The sequence below is a fragment of the Haladaptatus sp. T7 genome (genome assembly GCF_026008575.1).
GTDB lineage: Archaea > Halobacteriota > Halobacteria > Halobacteriales > Haladaptataceae > Haladaptatus > Haladaptatus paucihalophilus.
This window is the reverse complement of the sequence record NZ_BROP01000001.1, coordinates 1,013,595-1,036,436: the sequence shown is the minus strand read 5'-3', so window position 1 is coordinate 1,036,436 and position 22,842 is coordinate 1,013,595. Positions and strand designations below refer to the sequence as shown.

Sequence of the window (22,842 nt, the reverse complement as noted above, 5' to 3'; positions counted from 1 at the left end):
GGCCTACGCCGCGACAATCGAACGGAGAGAATCGACGACGGCTCCGACCTTGTATGACCGCTCGCCCGAGCGGTCCGTTCCGCCGCACTGCTCTTCAGCGGTCCGTTCCACCGCGCCACTCGTCCGCGGCGCGGGCGGCCAACCGCGCGACGCGGAGCGGTTCGGGTCGGCCGCCCTCGGGCGTAAACGCCCGGACGACATCGCGGGCCTCTCCCTCTGGAAGGCCGACCTGTCGGACGAAGACCGTCTGGTCGTTGACCGAGAGTTCGCGCCGCGGCGGTTGCCCCCGATAGCGTTCGCGCCGCCGGTCGAGCGCATCGCCGGAGAACTCGGCTTCGAGCGATTCGAGCAGGCCGTCGCTCTTCTCGAAGGTGACGGCGATGACCGGTCGGTCGGTCGCTTCGTGAAGGCGGTGCATGTCCACCACGTTGTACCACGCGAGGGCGATGCCGCCGACGAGGACGTAGCGTACGTCTTCGCGGTTCAGTCGCTCCACGAGGTCGATAATCCCGTCGGTCACGTCCGTTCCGCCGACCGTACAGTCTCCAAAAACAAAACCGTCCGTCACCCTGCTCGCGCGGGTGACCACGCCAGCGAGCGTGCTGGTGTCGCGGCGGTAAGATTCCGCGACACCGAGCGCTCGAACACCCGACTTCACGCTACTCTTCGTCTTTGATTTCGCTGAGTCGGTCCAACAGCTCGTCGTTCGATGCCCCAATCTCGAAATCTACGCTGCCTTCGTGGTCGTGCTCCGACGTTTCGACACCGCTGTCGTCGTCCAAGTCCGCGCTATACTCCCGATTTTCTTGTTCTGATTCGTCGTAGCTCCCGAAGCCCATACGATAGTTAGTATGCACTTCGAGCACTAAAAACGCTCGCCGCCCATCAGAATTTTGGTAGATGGGGCAAAACGACCCGATATGCAAGTCGTCACCGTCACCGCCGACGCCGAGACGTTCACCTGCAACGCGTATCTCGTGCTCGGCGAGCGCACCGTCCTCGTCGACGCCGGGGCGATGGATGGCGTCGTGGACGTCATTCGCGAACACACCGACACGCTTGATGCGGTCGTCCTCACTCACCAGCACGGCGACCACGTCGAACAACTCGACGCCGTGTTGGACGAATTCGACGCGGAACTCGCCGCCTACGCCCCGCACCCTCGCCGCGATACGCCCCTCTCCGACGGCGATACGGTTCGTATCGGCGACGAGGAGTTCGAGGCCGTGCACACGCCCGGCCACGCGGACGACCACCTCGCGTTCGTCAGCGATTCGACCATCTTCAGCGGCGACGTCGTGGTCCACGACGACGGCGCGTTCGACGACGGCAGTTTCGGACGAACCGACATGCCGGGGCAGTCCCGCGAGGAACTCATCGAGAGCATCCGCGACCTCCTCGACCGCATGCCGGATTCGGTCGAACACATGTACGCCGGACACGGCGACGAGTTCCACGGGGACGGTCCCGAGAACCACGCTTCCGGGAGCCAGTCGGAACGGCAGCACCGTTCTGGCGACGTGCGCGACGTCATCGAAACCGCACTGGAGCGGGCGGAGAAACGCGAACCGAAGTATCCCGAGTGAGCGAGACGCTCCGTGTCGCCGGATAGGAGACGCAACGTGTCGTATGATGGCACGTATCGAACACGCTTTTCTCCCCGGTCGTGCCTCTCCCTTTCATGCCCGGACCCGTCTTTCTGTACGGCGACCGAATCGAACTCAGGACGGTCGAAGCGGAGGATTTGGACTTCCTGCAGGAGACCATCAACGACCCGAACGTCCGCCGGTTCCTCGGCAGTCGCTCGCCCATCAACGGCGAACAGGAACGAGAGTGGTACGAGGAGCGCGCCTCGGACACCGACACCGACCACGTGCACCTGCTCATCTGCCGCGACGGCGAAGCGATGGGGACCATCGGGCTTCACCCGCACGACTCGACGGGCGTGAACGCCGAAATCGGTATCTCGCTCGCCGAGGAGTTCTGGGGCGAGGGCTACGGCACGGAGGCCAGTCGGCTCATCACCGACTTCGGGTTCCGCGAGCGCCGCCACCACCGAATCTTCGCCCGCGTATTCGAAGGCAACGTCGGCTCCGCCCGCATCTGGGAAAAGCTCGGTTTCCGCCACGAGGCGACACACGTCGAAGCCGAGTTCCTCGACGGCGAATACGTAAACGTCGAGCGCTACGCCGTCCTCGAAGACGAATGGTTCGGGGAAGACGAATAGCGGGACGCGGAGAAACGCGCGGCTCTCGGTTGCGATTCGAACGAAAAATCGGCGACCCGATTATGCGCTGCGCGGTTCCTTGCTCTTCGGACGAAGCTTGCTGTAGCCGCACTTGCGGCACTTCTCCGCTCGCTGCGGGTTGCGCGCGTTACAGCGCATGCAAATCATCTTTTCGAGCGTTCGTTTCTCTGCTGCGTCGAAACTGGCCATACCGTGCGTTTTCTTCCGCGCGCGTTTAAACGTTTTTGAGTCGCCCCGCCGTTACTCCTCGCCAGCGTCCAGATACTCCTGTTGTACCGCCACGACGTCGGTCGAATCGGCACAGTCGGCGTAGCGGCGGAGCGGTTCCGCGTTCAGTTCGAGGAACGTCTCCCCCCAGCGGAACTTCGAGAGTATCTCTTCCGCTTGGTCGCGCTCCCCGAGGATACAGAGTCCCGCCGCGAACGCCTCCACGGTGTTCAACCGAAACGGCTTGCCGTAGTTGACGGGGTTCGCGGCGACGAGGAACGGCAACGCTCGGTGGACGCCGGGCATCTCGAACAGCGCCCGTTCCGCGCTCTCCCACGAACAATCGAGGGCGACGAGGGTGTCGGTTTCGGCGCGGTCGGCGGGCGACAGCGCCTGCTCCGCGTGCGGATTGAGGACGATGCCGTACGGCGTCGCTCGGGTCGTGCGGTGGAGTTCGGCGAGGTCGAACCGCGCGAGCTTCCGCGCCGTACACTTCTTCGGGTCGTCGTCACCCTCGTACCGGACGTGGAGGTTCACTGCCGAACGCTTGGCGTGGCTCGGTAAAAAGTGGCGCGAAGAAGGCCCCGCCGGGGGTGCGGTGCTGTGCGGAGCGGAGCCGTATGGAAACAGTTCCTCTGTCGTACTGGCGTACCGGATTCCACCGGCGAATGTACGAGTTCGCGGGGACAACATAGCCGTTTATATGACCGCTATTGTGGCCTCAAATTCATCCCGCGGACTATCGAGAACTCAATAGCTCCTGCCGAGGGGATAAAGAGGGTCGTCCGCGTTGTCCCGCGTATGGACTCCGAAGCGGTCGTTCGGGCGTACTACGATTCCATCGACGCACACGACTACGAGACGTTCGCCGGGTTGTTCACCCCGGACGTGGTACACGAGCGACCCGACCGGACCATCGAGGGACGCGACACCCTCGTCTCGTTCATGCGCGACGACCGCCCGAACAAGGAGACGAGTCACGAACTCTCGCGGGTCGAGGAGAACGAGGAATCGACCGTCGCCGAGGGTCACCTGCTCGACGCCGACGGCGAGGAGATGTTCGCCTTCGAGGACGACTTCACCGTCGTGGACGGCCGAATCGCACGGATTCGGACGCGGACGCGGTAGCCGTCCCCGCCGTTTCGAGATCCGAAGAAATCATCTTCCGCGACCGGCGAAAAATCAGCGCTCGAACATTCTTTACATATCAACCCGCCGTTTTTCGACATTTGGTACCTTGGTGCACAGTTGATGGCATCTTCACGAACGTCGGCGAACCGAGGCACGCGGAACAAAGTCATGGGCACGATAGCCGTACTGGCCGTCGCACTGTTGCTCGCCGCGGCGACCGGGGCGTATCGGCTGTTTTCGTACTGCGCCGCGCTGTTCATCGTGGCGAACTTCGCGGCCGCGGCCGTCGAACGGAACGACGGCGAACTGAATCTCGCCCCCTACACGTGGTTGTTGGTCGAACTGGCCGCGGTTTTCGTGGCCGGGTTCAGCATAATCTGGCTGCAGTGGCATCCCGGCGTGACCGACTACACGTACGTCCTCGGCCTGCCGGTTTCCACGTTGGCGTACTTCGTCTTCCTCTGGTTGCTCCCGATACTCGGCGCGGTCTACTACGCCCTCGTCTTCCCGGACATCGGCAGCGACGACGTTGTTGACGACCTCATGGACGACGTGCGGCGGGTACAGGGACGCAAACAGCTTCCGCTGTCCGTCGCCAGAACGGAACCCGACGGCGGCGAATCCGGTGGTGCTGACCCCGGCGGCAAGTCGCCGCAAACGGACGGAGGTGACCGACCATGAGTCCCGTTCCGTTCGCCCCCCTACAGGAAATTCCGGTGACGGATAGCCCGTACGTCCTGCTGTTCGGTGGTGCCTATCTGCTGATCGTGTTGGCAATCGGCGTCTGGGGCTACATGCAGACCGAGAGCACCGCGGACTTCCTCATCACCGGCAAGAGCATCGGCACATGGGTGCTCGCGCTGACGGCGTTCTCGGTCATCCAGTCCGGGTTCGGCTTCGTCGGCGGTCCCGAACTCGTCTACTCGTTCGGAACGACGGCGCTGTGGATTTTCTTCACCGCGCCGCTCGGGTTCGTCATCACGTGGGTGCTGTTGGCGAAGCGGATGCGCCTGCTCGCCGACATCCGCGACGTGATGACGCTCGCCGACGGAATGTACGTCAGATACGAGAGCGCGTGGGTTCGCGGCCTCACCGCCGTCGCCGTCATCGTCGGCGTGATGGCCTATCTGGCGACGAACCTCGCCGCGCTCCAGTACGTCATGCGGGCGATCTTCGGCCTGCCGGTGATGTGGGGCCTGCTCATCGGCGCGCTCATCCTCCTGCTCTACAGCATGCTCGGCGGTATGATAGCGGGCGTCTGGACGGACTTCGTGCAGGCGATTACGATGATAGTCGGTTCCCTGTTCGTCTTCGCCTTCGCGCTGTCGTTCGGCGGCGGCATGGGGTCGATTTCGCGCAACCTCGCCACCGCCGACCCGGCGTTCGTCTCGCCGTTCGGCGCGATGGGTGCGCCCGCGGCGACCATCTTCACGGCGCTCGGCTGGTGGATTCTGTTCTCCGTCGGCGCGGCGGGACAGCCACACCTCATCACCAAGTTCTACATGAGCCGCAACCTCAAAATCCTGCGCTGGGGCGCGCCAATCGCGGCGGCGACGTACGCGATTTCCAGCCTCCTCGCCTTCTCGACCGGACTGTCGATGCGCGCCATGGTCGAGGCGGGCCAGACCGCGGCCCCGAAGAGCGCGTCCGTCGTCGGTCCCGTCTTCGTCCTCGAACACACGCCCGGCGTCGTGGCCGGACTCATCCTCGCGGCCCTGCTCGCGGCCATCATGAGCACGAGCGACTCGTTCCTGAACATCGGCGCGGCGGCGGTGTCCCGCGATATCCCCCGCGCGCTCGGCCGACCCATCGAGGACGACAAGACCGAACTTCGCGTGACGCAGGCCGCGCTGGCGGGCCTGACCATCGCCTCGACGCTCATCGTCTTCTACTCGCAGACGCTCGTCGGCATCCTCGGAACCATCGGCTGGGGATTCTTCGCGGCGGCGTTCTTCGCCATCGCGGCTCTCGGCCTGAACTGGAAGGGTGCGACGAAGGAGGGCGCTATCGCCGCGCTCCTCGGCGGGTTGGGCGTCAACCTGTTCTACAGCGCGGTGCCGCGAATCGCGGAGACCGCGGGATTCGCCGGACTCAGCGAGGCCGTCTCGGGCCTGTACCCGTTCCCCGGTTCGTTCCCGGTCGGGACGGTGGCGCTCCTCGTCGCAATCGCACTCTTCATCGGCGTCTCGCTGGTGACGCAGGAGCGACAGACGGTTCCGGAGGACATCGCCATCCTCTTGGAGGGATAGAATGAGCATGACCGAGACACGAGACGGCGAGGACGAAACGCGAATCGCCCACCTCTCCGGGTGGTTCCGCCAGCGCCCCACGTCGATGGAGTACTGGGACCTCCTCGTCACGGACGAGCGACTCGTCTGGTGTTTCGTCGGCGAGTCGTTCAAATCCATGCTGCTGCGCGCGGACACGGGCGAACGCGGCCGGAAGGAGGTTTCGGACGCCACGGCCGACCGTGCCCTGTCGTTCAGCGACCGCAACTTCGCGGTTCCGCTCGATTCGGTTCGGTCGATTCGACTCCGGGAGGGCACCCTGTTCCGGCGGGCGAAACTGACGGTTTCGTGGACCGACGGCGACGCCGACGAATTCGAGCTTTCGGCGACAAAATCGCGGGACCCGCAGGTCGCAGATGTGGAGGCGCTCGAAAACGATTCCCGACTCTCGCACGTCGATATCGACGTCGAATCCGCCGGGTTGTTCTGATTTCGGTTTCTGTTTTCGCTCCCGATTCGACTCTCCGCCCGCCTATTCGTGTGTCAGCACGTCCTCGGATTCGATTTCGGGGAACGACGAGACGACGCGTTCGAGCACCTTCGCCTCCGCCCGTCGGAGGTTGTTCGACGCCGCCGTCTTCGAAACGTCGAACTCCTCGGCCAACGTTCCGAGGTCCGCGTCCCGCGGCGTTCGGAAGTACCCTCCATCGACGGCTTTGCGGAGCGTTTCGCGCTCCGTCTCCGACAGTTCCCGACAGCCGTCGAGGACGTTTTTCGCCGCGCCGAGGTGCTGGATGACGTCGAGGTACTCCTCGAACGACGTGGCGTTTCGGCTCTCGACGCGGAAGTCGTTGTTCCTCTCCAAATCCGAGAGGGCGTTGTCGGTGTTGTCGGCGGAGTCGAATCCGACGTTCCAGCGTTCGCTCCCGTCGCTGATCTGAAACGGCCCCGTGATGTAGCCGTCGTGCTTTCGAATCGTCCGCATCGCATCCGTCTGCCCGATGAACGACTTGATGACCGCGGTGTCGCCGCGGCGCGAGAGGAGTTCGAACTCCAACATCCGGTCGTGGTCCTGCAACGCGCCGAGACCGTTGGTCAGCGCGCCCCGGTCGTCCCCGCGAACGAGAATCCGCGTCTCCAACTTCCGCTGGGCGGTGTTGAAGTCCCAATGCATGGTGTGAAACGAGACGTCCGTTTCGTCCGTCACGTCGATGTATGGACAGTCATACTGCACCATGTCCATTGTTACCGAAATCATATCCCATTTCATCGTTCATTATGGAAATAAATATCGGAACCTGAACCCTCTATTGTAAATCTGTTCCGTCAGGTACCGCCCGGAAACGGAGGTAAGAACGATTGATCCTCGTTCGACCGAGGGACGACCCTCGGTCGAATCCCAACCGGACTTCAGTCGAGTTTTCCGTGGAGGACCTTCGCGGCCGTGAGCACCGGGTCCCAGACGGGACCGAACGGCGGCGCGTACGCCAAGTCGAGGTACTCGACCTCATCGACGGTCATCTCGGCGTGGAGGGCGGTCGCCACCGTGTTGATGCGCTGTGCGACTCCCTCGCGTCCGACCATGCTCGCGCCGAGCAGGCGGCCGGACTCCCGGTCGGCGGTCAACCGGACAGTGATGGGCGACCCGCCGGGGTAGTAGTGCGCCCGCGACCCCTGCTCGATGACTTGCGATACGGGGTCGTATCCGGCGGCTTCGGCTATCTCGTGGTCGATGACTCCCGTCCGTGCGGCTTCGAGGTCGAACACCTTCACCACCGCCGTGCCGACGATATCGCCGACGGGCGTCGGGGTGCCCGTGACCGTTTGTCCGATGGCGCGTCCCGCCCGGTTCGCGGTCAGCGCCAGCGGCACGTAGTCCGGTTCGCCCGTCACGGCGTTGCGCGCTTCGGCGCAGTCGCCCCCGGCGAAGACGTTCTCGTCGTTCGTTCGCCCGTACTCGTCGGTGGCGATGGCCCCCGTCTCGCCCAGTTCGACGCCGTTCTCCCCCGCGAGTTCGGCGTTCGGCGCGACGCCGGTTGCGACCAGCACCACGTCGACTGGGACCGTCTCGCCGTCGGCCTCGATGCCGGTCACGCGGCCGTCCTCGCCGACGATGCGCTCGACCATCGTGTCCAGCGAGACCCCGACGCCGTTCGATTCGAGGTGGCCCTCGACCTTCTCGGCGACGTCTTCCCCGAACGGGGCGAGCACGTGCGGCAGCATCTCGAAGACGTGGACGTCCATATCGCGGGCGTCGAACGCCTCCGCCATCTCCAGGCCGATGTAGCCGCCGCCGATGATGCCCACGGAATCCGGATTCGCCGCGGCGAGGTATTCGTGAACCTGTGCGCCGTACCCCTCTTGGAACTCGTCGTCCGGCACCGCCGCCGGTGGGGAGAGCGCGCGCTTGACGGCCGCCGCCGAGTTCATGCTGTGGAGCGTGAACACTCCGTCGAGGTCCGCGCCCTCGATGGGCGGGACGATGGCGCGCGCGCCGGTGGCGACGAGCAGGTCGTCGTAGGACTGTTCGACTCGTTCTCCGTCGTGGACGGCCGTGACCGTCTGTTCCTCCCGTTCGATGGAGACGACTTCGTGGTGCTGTCGGAGGTCGATGCCGCGTTCGGCGAACTCCTCCGGCGTGAGCGTCACGAGGTCGTCCAGCGACTCGATTTCTCCCTTCACGTAGTACGGAAGCCCACAGGCTCCGTAGGACACCCACTCGCCCTTCTCGAAGACGACGACTTCGAGGTCGGGGTCGTCCCGTTTCGCCTTGCTCGCTGCACTCATTCCCGCGGCATCACCGCCGACGACGACGAACGTTCGTCCCATACGTTACACTTGGTCGTCACCGATTAAAACAGTATTGCACAAATTGAACAAGACGGTTCGCGGAGCGAAACTCCCTCAGTCCCGTTCGCCCGACCCGAGCGCGCTCTCGCCGACGGGTTCGTGACCGTCGATGACTTCCTGTCCGCCCATGTACGGCCGGAGGGCTTCGGGAATCGTCACCGTGCCGTCGTCGTTCTGGTAGTACTCCAGAATGGCGACCATGACGCGGGGGAGCGCCAGCCCCGAGGCGTTCAGCGTGTGCAGGTACTCCGTCGATTCGTGGCGTTCGGGGCGGTAGCGAAGTCCCGCTCGACGGGCCTGAAAGTCCTCGAAGTTCGAAGCGGTCGAGACTTCGAGCCAGCGGCCTCCTTCCTCCGGGCCGTCGTCCAAGTCGTCGCCGGGTGCCCACACTTCGAGGTCTATCTGCTTGGTCGCCTTGAACCCGAGGTCGCCCGTGCAGAGTTCGAGGACTCGGTACGGAAGTTCGAGGCGGCGCAGGACTTCCTCGGCCTCGTCCAACAGGATGTCGAGGCGGTCGTAGCTCTCCTCGGGTTCCACGAAGTTGACCATCTCGACCTTGTTGAACTGGTGGACGCGCACGATACCGCGGGTTTCGGTGCCGTGTTCACCGGCCTCGCGCCGGAAGTTCGGCGTGTACGCCTGATGTTTCAGCGGCAGGTCGTCGCGCAGGAGGATGTCGTCCGCGTACATGTTCGTCACCGGCACCTCCGCGGTCGGGCAGAGCCAGAGGTCTTCGCCCTCGATTTTGTAGGCGTCCTCCGCGAACTTCGGCAGTTGGCCCGTTCCCGTCATCGAGTCGCTGTTGATGGGTATCGGCGGGAAGATGTCCACGTAGTCCTGCTCGCGGTGGACGTCCAGCATGAACTGCATGATGGCGTGCTCCAGTCGCGCGCCGTCGCCCTTCAGGAAGTAAAAGCCGCTGCCGGTGGTTTTCGCCGCCCGCTCCTCGTCGATGATGTCCAGTTCCTCGCCGAGGTCGTAGTGCGGAATCACGTCCGCCGGGAGGTCTCGGAGGTCGTCGAAGCCCTCGCGCCGCTGTTCCACGTTGTCGCCCTCGTCCGCGCCGACCGGGACGCTCTCGTGTGGCACGTTCGGGATTTCGAGCATCCGCTCTTCGAGTTCCTCCTCCAGTTCGCTCGCCTTCGTCTCGACTTCTTCGAGCTCTTCTTTGAGCGCGCTCGACCGTTCGATGGCCGCCTGTGCTTCCTCCTCTTTTCCTTCTTGTTTCAGCTCGCCGATGCTCCGGCTGACCTCGTTTCGTTCGTGCCGAAGGTCGTCGCCGCGCGCCTTCAGTTCGCGCCATTCGGCGTCCAAATCGAGAAAGCCGTCCAAATCTACGTCGTCGCCTCGGTTTTCGAGCCCCTCTCGAACTTCGTCCGGGTGGTCCCGGATAAACTTCCTGTCGAGCATTCCTGACTCGGGTTTCAGCACGCCTGCAAAAAACCGTGTCGCTATATCGAGACGATGTGACACTGTTCGTAATCGGACCTGAGGACGGTGTCGGTGGGCGTCTCTGAATCGTACCGACCGGGTAGGGGATGTCGAGGAGAATCCGTGGCTAGCGCTCTCAACACTGATACGAAGTCTCGGAAAGCCCCCACCCGCTCGCGGTCGCTCGCCAACATCTCGACTCGGCACAAACCGCGTGTCTCGTCGAGAGGGGTCGGCGAGTCGACCATGCAAGCACGCGAGCGGAACCGAGCCGAGATGAAACGAGGAACTCCTCGCAGGTGAATCACGAAACACGTGGGACGCGAATCGTTTTTCCCGTCTCCCCACGCGAGGTACGGTATGGCAATCGGCGACCTACGGGAAGTCACGATGGGGGACTGTTCGGACCTGTACTACCTCGACACCGGAATGTACGACACGGAGGCCTACGGCGCGGTGTACATCCTCGACACCGACCGACCGGCCATCGTGGAAACCGGCATCGGGACCCACTACGAGCGAGTCCTCGACGCGCTCTCCGAGTTGGATATCGCGCGGGAGGACGTGGCGGTCATCGCGCCGACGCACGTCCACCTCGACCACGCGGGCGGCGCGGGCTTTCTGGCTGCGGAGTGCCCGAACGCGGACGTGTACGTCCACGAAATCGGCGCGCGCCACCTCGTGAACCCCGAGTATCTGGTGAAGGGGACGAAGGCGGCCGTGGGCGACCAGTGGCAGTTCTACGTCGAACCGAAACCCGTCCCCGAGGAGCGCGTCGTGGAAGTGACGGACGGTGACACCATCGACTGCGGCAGTCACGAACTGGAGGTCATCCACGCGCCGGGGCACGCACCGCATCAAACGATATTCTACGACCCGGCGAACGACGCGGTGTTCACCGCCGACGCCGCGGGGATTTGGGTGCCGAGCATCGGCGAAATCCGCGAGACGTCGCCGCCGTCGGACTTCGATTTGGACCAGTGTCTGGACGACGTGGAGACCATCCGCGACCTCGCGCCGGGGACGCTCCTCTACACCCATTTCGGGCCGCGCGAGTACTCCGAGGACGCGATGGACGAGTACGGCGAAGTCCTCTCGAAGTGGGTCGCGGCCGTCGACGCCCAGCGCGCGGCCGCGGACGACGACGAGGAGATAATCGAGCACTTCGTCGAGGAGGGTGAAATGGACGAAATCTGGGGCGAGACGAAGGCGCACGCCGAAACGGCGATGAACACCCGCGGCGTTCTTCACTATCTCGACACCCACGAAGGCATGTGAAGCGCTCGAAACCCGAACAACTGGAGTAAACTTTCGCATCGTTCTACACTACCTTAATGGGTGAGAACTTGCAAGTGACTGGTATGGAGTGGCGTGACGCCGAGAAGGAGTTTACCGACCCAGCCATCGAGCGGACGACGCTGGCCCGTATGTTCGAGGACAGCGCCGAACGACACCAAAATCGTCCCGCACAGCAGTACAAGGGCGGCGTCTACGGTCGCTCGCTGACCGAAACCGCGCTTCCGGCGGCACCGGACGGCGAGTTTCGGTCCATCTCGTACGCGACGATGCGCGACATCGTTCGCAACCTCGCCGCCGGGTTCCGCGACCTCGGCGTCGAAGCGGACGACAGAATCGGCATCTTCGCCGACACGCGGATGGAGTGGGCACAGACCGACTTCGCGTTGCTCGCGGCGGGCGCGGTCGTGACGACCGTCTATCGGAGTTCGTCCGTCTCTCAAGTCGAGTACCTCCTCGGCGACCCCGAGGCGACGGGCGTCGTCGTCGAGAACGAGAACTTGCTGGAACGCGTGTTCGAGGCGGAAGACGCACTCGACCTCGAATTCATCGTCGTGATGGATACCCTCTCGCGGGAGTACGACCGCGACGACCTCTACACGCTCGGCGAGGTACACGACCGCGGCGAGGCAGTCTTCGACGCCGACGAGTACGAGTCGTGGATCGACGCCCGCGAGTTGGACGACCTCGCCACGCTCATCTACACCAGCGGAACGACTGGCAAACCGAAGGGCGTGAGACTTACCCACTGGAACTTCCGGTCGAACGTCAACCAGTGTTATCGGCGGTTCGGCCCCCGACCCGACAAGGAGGTTCCGGTCGTCGACCAGCACTCGAAGACCGTCTCGTTCCTCCCGCTCGCGCACGTCTTCGAGCGAACCGCCGGTCACTTCATGATGTTCGCGGCCGGTGCGACGGTCGCCTACGCTGAAAGCCCCGACACGTTACAGGACGATTTCCGTGCAGTCAGGCCGACGACCGGCACCAGCGTCCCGCGCGTCTACGAGCGAATTTACGACGCGATTCGGTCACAGGCCGACGAGAGCGACCTGAAACGCCGCATCTTCGAGTGGGCGACGGACGTCGGCAAGGCGTATCACGAGGTGGACTCGCCGGGCGTCGGCCTCCGTGCGCAGAAACTGCTCGCCGACAAACTCGTCTTCGACCAGGTGAAGGACGGACTCGGCGGCAACATCGAGTTCTTCATCAGCGGCGGCGGCAGTCTCTCTGCGGATTTGTGCGCGCTCTATCACGGGATGGGACTGCCCATCCTCGAAGGCTACGGACTCACCGAAACGTCGCCCGTCATCTCGGTCAACCCGCCCGAAGCGCCGGAGATCGGGACCATCGGCTACCCCGTCGTGGACGAGGAAGTGAAAGTTGACGATTCCGTCGTCGGCAAGCAGTTCTCGGACGCGGCGGGCGAGGTCGGCGAACTCCTCGTCAAGGGTCCGAACGTCACCGACGGCTACTGGAACAAACCGGAGGAGACCGAACAGGCCTTCACCGAGGACGGCTGGTTCCGAACCGGCGATATCGTCGAAATCCGACCCGACGGGTACATCGCGTTCCGCGAGCGCGCCAAGGAACTGCTCGTCCTCTCGACCGGCAAGAACGTCGCGCCCGGTCCCATCGAGGACGCCTTCGCCGCCAGCGACATCGTGGAACAGTGTATGGTCATGGGCGACGGCCGGAAGTTCGTCAGCGCGCTCATCGTCCCCAACGTCGAGGAGGTCCGCGAGCGCGCCGCCCGCGAGGGGCTCTCGCTCCCCGACGACGACCGCGAACTGTGCCGAGACGACACGGTGTACGAGTGGGTCGAAGCCGAAGTCGAACGCATCAATCAGCGCTTCGAATCCTACGAGCAGATAAAGCAGTTCAGGCTCGTCCCCATCGAGTTCACCGAGGACAACGACCTGCTCACGCCGACGATGAAGAAGAAACGCCGCAACATCCTCGACCGCTTCGCCGACGACATCGACTCCATCTACGCCGACTGATTCTCACCTCGGACCGGTCTTTTCAAATATAATCTTGACAAACGACCACGTTTCGACCGGGAATCGAAACGATTGACTATCCAGTTCGGTTCCTTTCCCGCTGCAGTGTCCCATTCAGACCATGCTATTTTATACCCGTCCAGCTTTTCCTTCCCGATACATGGAGGGCCAGCAGTGAGTGCCGAGGCAGCGAGTGCGCAGTTGCTGTACATAGTCACCGCCATCATCGGACTTGGCGTCGTCTCACAGGTGCTCGCGGATCGGTTCCAAGTGCCGAGCGTCCTGTTTCTCATCTCGGCGGGTGTTCTCTTCGGCCCGGTCGGACTCGGGCTGCTCGACCCGTCGGCGTTCGGTGACGCGCTCTCGTCCATCGTCGGCTTGAGCGTCGCCATCATCGTCTTCGAGGGGGCGTTCCACCTCAAAGTGAACAAACTCCGGGAAGCACCGTCGGCACAGATTCGCCTCATCACCGTCGGTGCCCTCATCTCGTTGCTCGGGACGGCCACCGTCGTGCGCTACGCGCTCGGGCAACCGTGGGACCTCTCCCTACTCATCGGGTCGCTGCTCGTGGCGACCGGTCCGACGGTCATCACCCCGATACTCTCGGTCGTGGCGGTGCGGGACCGAGTCGGTGCCGCGCTCGAAACGGAAGGTATCGCGAACGACGTGTCCGCCGCCATCCTCGCCGTGGTGATGTTCGAAGTTCTCGTCCTCACCGGGTCGAACGGGTTCGACTTCGGCGAGTTTCTGGCGTCCTTCGTACGCCGACTCGGGACCGGCGTCCTCGTCGGTCTCGTCGTCGCCGGTATTCTCTGGTACGTACTCCACCGGCTCAACCTCTCACGAGGGAACGCACCGCAGAACTCCCGCCTGCTGATTCTCGTCGGGGCGCTGACCGCGTACGCCGCCGCCGACTTCGTTGCCAAGGAAGCGGGCATCGCGGCCGTCGCAACGGCGGGCATCCTGCTCGGCAACGCGAACCTTCCGTACGAGGAGAAGATAGAGGAGTTCAAGGGCGACATCACGCTCGTCGTCCTCTCGTTCGTGTTCATCACGCTCGCGGCGCAGCTGAAACCGACGTACTTGTTCGACCTCGGTATCGGCGGTATCGTCGTCGTCCTCGCCGTGATGTTCGTCATCCGACCGCTGGTCATCTTCGTCTCGGCCTCCGGCGGTCGATTCACGCGGGGCGAAAAGACGTTCATGAGTCTCGTCGGACCGCGCGGCATCATTCCGGCGTCGGTCGCCACGCTGTTCGCGATTCGCATCCGGAACGAAGCCGACGTGATTCCGAACGCCGAGACGGCGGCGGCGGTGCTCATCGGTACCGTCTTCCTCGTCATCGTCGTGACCGTCGTGTTCGAGGGCGGATTCGCTCGACACATCGCAGAATATCTGAACGTGATTCCAATGCGCGTACTCATCATCGGAGGCGGAAAGGTGGGCCGGTCGCTCGCCGCACGCCTCGAAGACCGCGGAGAGAACGTCGTGATCATCGAGAACGACGAAACGATACTGCAGACCGCACGTGAGGAGGGCTACACCGTCCACGAAGGTGACGGGACCGATACGGAAGTCCTTCGGGCGGCGGGAGCCGACAACGCGAAAATCGTCGTCGCCGCGACCGGTGACGACGACGTGAATCTCCTCGTCGCACAACTCGCCGAATCGAAGTTCGACGTGGAGACCATCATCGCTCGGGCGAACAACCCGGACAACGTGGACGCCTTCGAGGACCTCGGGGTTCGGACGATTTCGTCGTCGCTCGCCACCGCGTGGGCCATCGACAACGTTATCGAACGCCCCGCGCTCTCGAACTGGATGACGGAACTCGGTCGGAGCGGCGACGTACAGGAGATAGAAGTAACCGAACCGAGCATGGTCGGCAAGACCATCGAGGAACTCGACTCCGAACTCCCGAACGGCGTCCTCATCGCGCTCGTCGGCCGCGACGGCGAGACGCAAGTTCCGAGCGAGGACTTCACGCTTCAGAACGGCGACCACGTGACCTTCCTCGGTCGCAAGTCGGCTGTCAGAAGCGCCATCTCGCTGTGTCATCCGCGATAGACGAGTCTCGTTTTCGTCGCACGAATTCCAAATTCGCCGCCGAGAGAAGGGTGAATCCCGCGAGAAGCAGCGCGACGTACACGAGGACGTGTACGAGCGAAAACGGATACATCCCGAGGAGGTTACAGACGATGGCGATCCCGCCGACGAGCGCCAGCGCGAGGTAGTATCGACTCCAGTTTTGCGTCTTCGACGACGGATTGACGAATTTGTCGAGTTCGGTCGCCGTATCGCTGAGTCGTACCTGTCCGCGCTGTCTGTCGTAGACGATGATGCCCGCGTCGGCCATCTTCGGGAGATGGGTCTGGTACAGCGAGGTGTACACCGACTTTCGCTCCTTCGAGGAGACGAGTTCGACGCTGGTGTCCTGCTCCCACGCGGCGACGGCCTCGGCGAGTTCGCCGATGGAAACCCGCCCCGACTTCGACCCGAGGTAAGAGAGGGCGTACCGACGCCGCGGGTTGGTGAGGATTTCGAACGCGGTATCCGGCGAAATCCGCCCTTCCCCAGTCGGTGGCTCGGTGGTCATTGTCGAAGACTGTGTGATGTCCCGGCCGTACGATACACTACCCGCCATTTGGATAGCTGACCGCAAAAAGATATTCGTCTGTTTACACCTTTGAAGTAGAGAAACAAGGCCGTTTCGGGTTCCCGGAACGCGACCTGTGTCTTTATCACTCTCAATCTCTCATCGTCGTTCATGTTGCACTCGACAGGTTCGCTCCTGACTATCGACGTGGGCGACCGGACGACCGTCGCCGAGGACGTTGACGACGTGCTGTCGTCGTTCATCGGCGGACGCGGCGTCGGCGTGAAACTCGCACACGACCGGATTCCGTTCGACGCGGACCCGTTCGGTCCCGAGAACAGCCTCTTTTTCACCACCGGTCCGCTCCAGTGTTCGACGATGAGTTTCACGGGACGGATGAACTGCACCGGCGTCTCGCCGCTGACGGACGGCCTGCTCTCCTCGAACGCGGGCGGATTCCTCTCGCGTCACTTCGCGGCCACAGGGTACGGCGCGGTGCAAGTCACCGGCCGAAGCGACGACCTGGTGGCGGTTCACGTCACGGACGAAGGAATCGAGTTCGAAGAAGTCCCCCAGCTCGCCGGAGCGACCGTTACCGAGGTCGGCGAGTACATGGCCGACGAACACGATTTGGGCGACGAGCAGTTGGTCGTCGCCGGACCCGCGGGCGAGAATCGCGTCCGCTTCGCGTCCATCATGACGACCGAACACCGGGCGTTCGGTCGCGGCGGCCTCGGCGCGGTGCTGGGCGCGAAGGGCGTGAAGTGCATCAGTTTCGCGGGCGATTCGGCGCCGGATATCGACATCGACCCGATACAGATGGACGTCCACCGGGAGGCCGCCACCGCGAACGACCACCCGATGAAATCGGCCGGGACGACCAGCGTCACCGAGTACGCGAATCACGTGAGCGCACTGCCGACGCGCTACTTCTCCGAACTGGAGTTCGAGGGTGCGAGCGACATCGGCGGCGAGGCCGTCGCCGAGAAGAAGTACAAGAAAGGCACCTGCTCGCAGTGTGCCTTCGCCTGCAAACTCCCGACGAAGGACGAGGAGACGGGACTCGAAACCGAAGGCCCGGAGTACGAGACGGTGATGGCGTTCGGGAGCAACGCTGGCGTGGACGATATCGTCTCGGTGATGAAGTCGAACGACCTCTGTGACGAACTCGGCATGGACACCATCTCCTGCGGCGACGTGATTTCGGCCTACCTCGCCGCCAACGACGAGTTCGGCAACGACGAACTCGTCCACGACCTCGTGGAGAAGATCGCCTACCGCGAGGACGAGGGCGACCTCCTCGCGGAGGGCGTCCACCGCGCCGCGGACGACCTCGGCGTCGAGGACTGGACGGTCAAGGGACTCGAATTCTCCGCCCACGACGGGCGCACCCTGAACGGGCAGGGCCTCGCCTTCGCCGTCTCGAATCGCGGCGCCGACCACATGTACGCCGAGTTCTACTCGAAGGAGTACCCCCTCGTCGGCAAGGACGAGGCGGTGGACCCGACCGGACTCGACGGCAAACCGCCGCTCATCGTGGCGAAAGAAAACCACAACGCCGTTCTCGACAGCGGCGTCGTCTGCAAATTCTCGCGCGACTTCATGACCGAGGAGCGCCTCGAAACCCTGCTCGATACGGAGTACGAGAAGTTACAGGATACCGGCGCGGAAATCGTCGAACTCGAACGGCACTTCAACAACGAACGCGGGTTCGACCGCGAGGACGACACGCTCCCCTACGACCTGCCCGACTTCGAGGCCGCCCTCTCGGAGTACTACGCCGAACGCGGGTGGAACGACGACGGCACGGTGAAGTCCGCTTCCGCCAGCGCGGACGACTGACGATTCGTCTTTTCTCGGTCGTTGACCTGTACGACCGCCACGTCCCGATTTCGGAAGACGACCCTCGTCCCGTTCGACGTTCCGAGGCGGTCCAGCATCTCCGTCCACTGTGCCCGATTCAGCGTCTCGCGGGCGGTCCAACTCCGGGAGCCTTCGCGGGTGAGATAGACGTACTCGGGTGATACGTCGTCCCGGTCGAGAGTTTGCCGGATGCAGGTCGCCGACGCGCAGGCCGACGCGTTCCGGTAGAGCGAGATTTGCCGTTCGCGCTCCTCGGGCGGCAGCCACTCGGCACCCCACGGGGAGGCGACGACCGTTCGATGGGTGAACACCGGGAACCACTCCGCGGCGTCACCGGCGACGAGGACCGTCGCGTCCGCCGCCGTCCGCTCTCGAACCCACCGCATCGCCGTCATATCGTCGCCGTCGATGTACGACGGGAGCGGTTCCTTTTGAAGCCGGTGGAGCGGCCGCTCCGGGACCGGCCCGTAGTTCGCGGCGTAGAGGCCGCCGGTCGCCACGCCGTAGGTCCAAAGCAACAGGAGCAAAACGAGCGAAACGCGCGGCAGGCGTCCGCCGTCGGTCGAGATGCCGTCCCGCTCCGGCGCCGCCTCCGCGATGCTCGGTAACCAGTCGAACACTGCGGCGGCGACCACGAACGCGCCGACGAGCATGAGAAAGCGCGGCTTGGGGAACATCACGACCGTCGCGGCGAACCAGAGCGGCAGGAAGTAGCGCTTCCGCACCGCGAGCGCGACCACGCCGACGAGCGTGAGGACGTGCCAGACGGGGAGGAACCGCGTGCGGCGGGCGTAGAGGAACTTCGAGGGGAACCAGAAGATTCCCCGACCGATTCCGAGGCGCGACCCGGCGGTCCGGGTGAGGAGGCCGATGCCGTGGACGGACGCGATGTGGCCCCACCACGGAACCGCGAGGAGCAGGCCGCCAGCGGCGACGAACGCGCCGCGCTTCAGTCCGGCGACCGAGCGGTCGAAGACGGCGAAGAAGACCAGATAGCTCGTCCCGAAAAAGACGGGATACGACGGATGGGTGAGTATCGTCAGGCCGAACAGGACCGCCCCCGCCACCGCCCAGCGAACGGGGTTCTCCGGGGTCCGAAACAGCCGCAATCCGACGTACAACCCCGTCACCGTGAACAGGAAGGCCGGAGCGCGGACGATACCGCCCGCCGAGAGGTGCCATTTGAACACGGCGGGACTGACCGCGACGACGAGCGCCGCGAGGCCCGCTCGTCGGTTTCTGTCGGGTGCGTCGGCGAACACCTCGCGTCCGAGGAGATAGGCCGGAACCACGGTCAGGACGGTGACGATGCCGGGCAGGAAGCGCGTCAGGGCCAGCGGGCCGACGCCGAGGATGTCGCGGGCGAGCGCGGCGACGTAGAACGCGAGCGGCGGATAGCCGAACGGAATCCCGTTCGGCGTGTACCGCGGAACCCGCGCCGGAAGGCGATAGCCGTTGTCGCGTATCGCGTCGGCCATCGCCAGATACAGGCCGCCGCCCGTCGCGGGATACGGGTGCGTGAGCAGGTAGGCCGCGAAAACGACGAGACTGGCGAGGACGGCGGGAACCATCCACGCGAGCGTGGTCGTAGAGGGACGACTTCGGGGCACGTTCCGCAACTCGACCTGCTCCGTAATTATTCTGTCCCAGAACCGTGAAAGAAGAGTGAAAAATTCAGCGGACGGTGAGTTCACTCGCGCTCCAGCGTGATTGTCGCACCCTGCCACGACGACCTTTTACGACGGTCACGAGGTCACTCCGCTCCCTCGTTCCCTGTGAAAGCTCGAACAAAAGGACTTCCTCGTTCCTTTCGAGGTGTCCCACCTCGACAGTCACTCGTCGCCCGCGAATCGGGGATTCGCGTCGATTACTCGCGCTTCAACGTAATCGCCGCACCTTGGCCGAAGCCGACACAGAGGGTTGCGAGGCCCTTCTTCGCGTCGCGCTTTTGCATCTCGTGAGTGAGTGTCACGGGTAGGCGTGCACCGGAGGCACCCAGCGGGTGACCGATGGCGATGGCACCGCCGTTGACGTTGAACTTCTCGTCCGGGACGCCGAGTTGGCGCTGGCTGTAGAGCGTCTGGCTGGCGAAGGCCTCGTTCAGTTCCACGAGGTCGAACTCGTCGATGCTCTCGCCCGTGCGCTCCAGCAGGCCCTTCGTGGCCGGAACCGGTCCGATTCCCATCACGGTCGGGTCCACGCCAGCGACGTTGTTGTCGCCGACGGTCGCCAGCACGTCGAGGCCGTGGTCCTCCGCGAACGCCTTGCTGGTGACGAGGAGCGCCGCCGCGCCGTCGGAAATCTGGGAGGCGTTGCCCGGCGTCACGGTGCCTTCGGCTTTGAACACGCTCGGGAGGCCCTGCAGGGCTTCCATGCTGGTGTCCGGGCGGATGCCCTCGTCTTCTTCGACCAGTCCGTCCTCGGTTTCGACGGGGACGATTTCGTCGTCGAAACGCCCGGTTTCGGTCGCCTCGGCGGCGCGCTGTTGACTCCGGAGCGCGTACTCGTCTTGCTCTTCGCGGGAGACGTCGTACTTCTCGGCCACCTTTTCGGCGGTCATTCCCATCTGGAGTTCCGGGATGTTGTACTGTTCCGCCAGTCCCGGATGGACGGATTCGTACCCGCCGGACATCGGCACGCGCGACATGTTCTCGACGCCGCCCGCGATGATGGCCGTGCGCTGGCCCGCCCGAATCGCGTCGCTCGCGCTGATGAGCGCCTGCATCGAGGAGGCACACCAGCGGTTGATGCTCGTCGCGGGGACCTCCTCACCGAGGTCCGAGAGGAGTGCGATAACGCGCGCGACGTTGTTGTCCTGCTCGCCGCGCTGTTGGGCGACGCCCCACATGAGGTCGTCCACGTGGTCGCTCGTCAGTCCCGTCTCGTCGAGGATGGTGTCCACGAGCGGAATCGAGAGGTCCTCGCTCCGCACGTCGGCGTACACGCCGCCTTCTTTCCCCTGCGGGGTCCGAACCGCCTTTGCGATGACTGGTGTGGTATCGCTGTCCATGGTTCACGATTCTCGCTCATGGCCCTTAAGTGGCCGTAGAACTCGGAGTAAATGGAAAACAGTTTGTAAGTTTATTGACCATCTATGCGGCTTCAGAAACTATTTGGTCGGACCCACACCATATCGTCGGTAACTCCCGACGATGCAAGGTTCCGACACCGCCCAGAAGCGTGCTCGCCCGCTCACATCGAGCGACGAATCAAGCCTCCTCCAGCGACTCACCGAACCGGTCCCCCTCGTCGTCCTCATCACCGCGTTCGGGCTCGCCCTCCGCCTCGTAAACCTCGGCGCGCGCGTCGCTCATCAGGACGAAGCCCGCGTCGCCTACTGGGCGTCCAGATTCGCCAAGAACGGTGTCTGGTACTATCGGCGCATCATCCACGGTCCGTTTTTGTTACAGATGGATTCCGTCGTGTTCTCGCTGTTCGGCGCGAACGACTTCACCATGCGCCTCATCGTCGCCCTCATCGGTGGCCTCTTCCCGCTCGCGGCGCTCCTGTTCCGGAAGCGACTCAGAGCGTCCGAGACGGTCGCTCTGGCCTTCTTCTTCGCCGCGAATCCCGTTCTCCTCTACTACTCGCGGTTCATGCGCAACGACGTGATGCTCGCCGCCGTAATGGTGTTCGCGCTCGGGTTCGTCGTCCGCTACTTCGACACCCGTCGCCTTCGGTACGTCTTCGCGGCCGTCGCGTGTTTCACGCTGGGATTCACGATGAAGGAAAACGCCCTCCTGTATGCGGCGTGCTGGGCGGGCGGGGCCGTACTGCTTTACGACCACCGTCTCTTTCTTCGACGCGTCGGCAACGAAGGCATCGGCGCGGCGATTCCGCCGCGAATCCGAAACGGTGCGCTCCGACTGTACGAGCGGGACAGGTCGGTCGTCAACTCGCTTCTCAAAGGGGTCGGTATCGCACTCGTCGCCGCGCTGGAAGCCCTCGCCATCATCGTGTTCTTCTACGCGCCGCGCTCCCAGGGCCAACCCGGACCGGGACTCTGGAAATCCTTCTCGAATCCGTCGATGATTCCGAAGGTGTTCACCGCCGCGACGACGGACGTGGCGAACGAGTTCATCGGATGGCAGGGACACACGGACCACGCCTACCTTCCCTACCTCGACCACTTCCTCACGTCCCTGAAAGTCGGCGCGCTCGCGCTCTGCATCCTCGCCGTCGTGGGCTTCATCGTCGACCGCTACTCCGGCGACCGCCCGCGCGACCTCGTTTCGCTCGGCTTCTACTGGGGCGTCGTCAGCATCCTCGGGTACCCGCTCGTGATGGACATCAAGGCGGGCTGGGCGACCGTCCACGCCATCGTCCCGCTTGCGTTCCCCGCGGCAGTGGGCCTCGCGCTGATATTCCGCTGGGGCTGGGAAGCGTACGAGGACCACGACGACGTGAGCCTCGCCGCCGCCGCGGTGCTCCTCCTGCTCGTCGTCGGTTCCGTCGGGGCGACCGCCTACAGCACGTCCTATCAACATCCGCAGGACCCGGACAACCAGTTCGTCCAGTACGCCCAATCGTCCTCGACCGATGCGAAACCGCTCCTCCACGACCTTCAGCGCATCTCACGCGAGAACGAGGGAACCGACGTGCTGTTCTACGGGAGTAAGTTCTACTCGTCGAACGAGGCCGCCGACGACGTGTATCCGGTAGAAGCGGGTGAAGGCGGCGGTGGATGGTTCGCCCGTCTCCCGCTCGCGTGGTACTTCGACACCGCCGACGCGAACATTGCGAGCACGACGAACGCCTCGGACCTCGGCGGCGACAAACCGCCGATAGTCGTCGCTCCCGCGGACGTCTCTACCTGCACCAGCCAGGACAGCACCGCGCAGGACATCGAGGGTTACATGTCCGGCTACACGCGCTACGAGTTCCAGCGCTTCGGCTTCAACAGCGGGTGTCACATCAGCACGACCGTCATCTACGTCCAGAACAGCTCTCTGCACTCGAATACCACCCCGACCGCGTAGGTCGGTCCTTCTT

General features: G+C 64.0%; 21 protein-coding genes. 11 read left to right on the top strand and 10 right to left on the bottom strand.

What is annotated here, in order from left to right; all coding sequences use genetic code 11:
• Positions 1-94: 94 nt before the first annotated feature.
• Together OPC11_RS05685 and OPC11_RS05680 are read right to left on the bottom strand one after the other, a co-directional pair.
• Entirely contained in the window at positions 95-658 is a 564-nt protein-coding gene (locus OPC11_RS05685) for a DUF99 family protein (RefSeq protein WP_264781280.1), read from the bottom strand.
• Position 659: 1 nt separating this feature from the next.
• A complete protein-coding gene (locus OPC11_RS05680; protein WP_007976574.1) occupies positions 660-839 on the bottom strand; it encodes a DUF5786 family protein in 180 nt (59 codons plus the stop codon).
• Between the two features lie 81 nt (positions 840-920).
• Between OPC11_RS05680 and OPC11_RS05675 the strand changes: the two genes are divergently transcribed.
• Both OPC11_RS05675 and OPC11_RS05670 read left to right on the top strand, forming a co-directional pair.
• On the top strand, positions 921-1,586 hold the full coding sequence (locus tag OPC11_RS05675; protein WP_264781279.1) for an MBL fold metallo-hydrolase: 666 nt from the start codon (positions 921-923) through the stop codon (positions 1,584-1,586).
• Positions 1,587-1,681: 95 nt separating this feature from the next.
• Entirely contained in the window at positions 1,682-2,227 is a 546-nt protein-coding gene (locus tag OPC11_RS05670; RefSeq protein WP_264781278.1) for a GNAT family protein, read from the top strand.
• Between the two features lie 60 nt (positions 2,228-2,287).
• Here OPC11_RS05670 and OPC11_RS05665 read toward each other — a convergent pair whose 3' ends face one another.
• A complete protein-coding gene (locus tag OPC11_RS05665; protein WP_007976579.1) occupies positions 2,288-2,437 on the bottom strand; it encodes a 50S ribosomal protein L40e in 150 nt (49 codons plus the stop codon).
• A gap of 51 nt (positions 2,438-2,488) precedes the next feature.
• Positions 2,489-2,992, bottom strand: a complete 504-nt coding sequence (locus OPC11_RS05660; RefSeq protein ID WP_007976580.1) for a DUF367 family protein — start codon at positions 2,990-2,992, stop codon at positions 2,489-2,491.
• 264 nt (positions 2,993-3,256) lie between these two features.
• Between OPC11_RS05660 and OPC11_RS05655 the strand changes: the two genes are divergently transcribed.
• The 4 genes from OPC11_RS05655 (at position 3,257) to OPC11_RS05640 (ending at position 6,304) form a co-directional block, all read left to right on the top strand.
• Positions 3,257-3,583 (top strand): nuclear transport factor 2 family protein, encoded by a 327-nt coding sequence (locus OPC11_RS05655; protein ID WP_264781277.1) that lies wholly within the window; start codon positions 3,257-3,259, stop codon positions 3,581-3,583.
• Positions 3,584-3,706: 123 nt separating this feature from the next.
• Positions 3,707-4,267, top strand: coding sequence for a hypothetical protein (locus OPC11_RS05650; RefSeq protein WP_264781276.1), 561 nt, complete (start codon positions 3,707-3,709; stop codon positions 4,265-4,267).
• The gene (locus OPC11_RS05645) at positions 4,264-5,835 is read left to right on the top strand and encodes a sodium/proline symporter (protein ID WP_264781275.1); all 1,572 of its coding nucleotides are present in this window, start codon (positions 4,264-4,266) and stop codon (positions 5,833-5,835) included. Before OPC11_RS05650 ends, OPC11_RS05645 begins: the two co-directional genes overlap by 4 nt.
• Positions 5,836-5,842: 7 nt before the next feature.
• Positions 5,843-6,304: a hypothetical protein gene (locus OPC11_RS05640; protein WP_264781274.1), complete on the top strand. Its 462-nt coding sequence runs from the start codon at positions 5,843-5,845 to the stop codon at positions 6,302-6,304.
• Between the two features lie 42 nt (positions 6,305-6,346).
• Here OPC11_RS05640 and OPC11_RS05635 read toward each other — a convergent pair whose 3' ends face one another.
• From OPC11_RS05635 to serS, 3 genes are all read right to left on the bottom strand, one after another.
• Complete coding sequence (locus OPC11_RS05635; RefSeq protein ID WP_264781273.1) at positions 6,347-7,072, bottom strand: helix-turn-helix domain-containing protein; 726 nt, start codon at positions 7,070-7,072, stop codon at positions 6,347-6,349.
• Between the two features lie 152 nt (positions 7,073-7,224).
• The gene (locus OPC11_RS05630; protein WP_264781272.1) at positions 7,225-8,643 is read right to left on the bottom strand and encodes an FAD-dependent oxidoreductase; all 1,419 of its coding nucleotides are present in this window, start codon (positions 8,641-8,643) and stop codon (positions 7,225-7,227) included.
• A 75-nt stretch (positions 8,644-8,718) separates the two neighbouring features.
• Positions 8,719-10,074, bottom strand: a complete 1,356-nt coding sequence (gene serS, locus OPC11_RS05625; RefSeq protein WP_264781271.1) for a serine--tRNA ligase — start codon at positions 10,072-10,074, stop codon at positions 8,719-8,721.
• A gap of 381 nt (positions 10,075-10,455) precedes the next feature.
• On the opposite strand from serS, the gene OPC11_RS05620 reads away from it, so the two are divergent.
• The 3 genes from OPC11_RS05620 to OPC11_RS05610 all read left to right on the top strand — a co-directional run bounded on the left by OPC11_RS05620 (position 10,456) and on the right by OPC11_RS05610 (position 15,458).
• The gene (locus tag OPC11_RS05620) at positions 10,456-11,373 is read left to right on the top strand and encodes an MBL fold metallo-hydrolase (protein ID WP_264781270.1); all 918 of its coding nucleotides are present in this window, start codon (positions 10,456-10,458) and stop codon (positions 11,371-11,373) included.
• 83 nt (positions 11,374-11,456) lie between these two features.
• A complete protein-coding gene (locus OPC11_RS05615; RefSeq protein ID WP_264781269.1) occupies positions 11,457-13,391 on the top strand; it encodes a long-chain fatty acid--CoA ligase in 1,935 nt (644 codons plus the stop codon).
• A 174-nt stretch (positions 13,392-13,565) separates the two neighbouring features.
• Positions 13,566-15,458, top strand: a complete 1,893-nt coding sequence (locus OPC11_RS05610) for a cation:proton antiporter (protein WP_264781268.1) — start codon at positions 13,566-13,568, stop codon at positions 15,456-15,458.
• Here the strand turns inward: OPC11_RS05610 and OPC11_RS05605 are convergent.
• Complete coding sequence (locus OPC11_RS05605) at positions 15,424-15,987, bottom strand: hypothetical protein (RefSeq protein ID WP_264781267.1); 564 nt, start codon at positions 15,985-15,987, stop codon at positions 15,424-15,426. The genes OPC11_RS05610 and OPC11_RS05605 overlap by 35 nt on opposite strands.
• 171 nt (positions 15,988-16,158) lie before the next feature.
• On the opposite strand from OPC11_RS05605, the gene OPC11_RS05600 reads away from it, so the two are divergent.
• Positions 16,159-17,829, top strand: coding sequence for an aldehyde ferredoxin oxidoreductase C-terminal domain-containing protein (locus tag OPC11_RS05600; protein ID WP_264781266.1), 1,671 nt, complete (start codon positions 16,159-16,161; stop codon positions 17,827-17,829).
• Here OPC11_RS05600 and OPC11_RS05595 read toward each other — a convergent pair.
• Together OPC11_RS05595 and OPC11_RS05590 are read right to left on the bottom strand one after the other, a co-directional pair.
• Entirely contained in the window at positions 17,763-19,460 is a 1,698-nt protein-coding gene (locus tag OPC11_RS05595) for a hypothetical protein (protein ID WP_264781265.1), read from the bottom strand. The genes OPC11_RS05600 and OPC11_RS05595 overlap by 67 nt on opposite strands.
• 257 nt (positions 19,461-19,717) lie before the next feature.
• Positions 19,718-20,860, bottom strand: a complete 1,143-nt coding sequence (locus OPC11_RS05590) for a thiolase family protein (RefSeq protein ID WP_264781264.1) — start codon at positions 20,858-20,860, stop codon at positions 19,718-19,720.
• A gap of 142 nt (positions 20,861-21,002) precedes the next feature.
• On the opposite strand from OPC11_RS05590, the gene OPC11_RS05585 reads away from it, so the two are divergent.
• A complete protein-coding gene (locus tag OPC11_RS05585; protein WP_264781263.1) occupies positions 21,003-22,829 on the top strand; it encodes a flippase activity-associated protein Agl23 in 1,827 nt (608 codons plus the stop codon).
• The last annotated feature ends 13 nt before the right edge of the window (positions 22,830-22,842 follow it).